At 72.7% G+C, this 238-nt stretch carries 1 pseudogene; it reads left to right on the top strand.

The features are described 5' to 3' along the window. Positions 1 to 9: 9 nt before the first annotated feature. Positions 10 to 238, top strand: a pseudogene (locus IG78_RS0141370) (aminoglycoside phosphotransferase family protein); the annotation flags it as partial.

Here is a 238-nt window from a genome sequence, read left to right on the forward strand (position 1 = left end):
GCCGGGGCGATGGTGCTGGAGGAGGTCCTGCCCGGCACCGAGGCCGAGGACATGCCGCAGACGTCCTTGCCGCAGCAGTGGGGAGAGCTGCTCGCCGCACTGCACGCCGTGGCCCCACCCGCGCACTGGCCACTGGATCTGCGCGGCCGGTTTGACGAGGCCTTCGTCCGGATCGGCCGGCGGCTGTCCGAGCCAGCCATCGGCGCAAGGATTGACCAGGCCGCGTGGCAACGGGCGA

Origin of the sequence: Streptomyces aureocirculatus, assembly GCF_000720475.1 — a bacterium.
GTDB classification, from domain to species: domain Bacteria; phylum Actinomycetota; class Actinomycetes; order Streptomycetales; family Streptomycetaceae; genus Streptomyces; species Streptomyces aureocirculatus.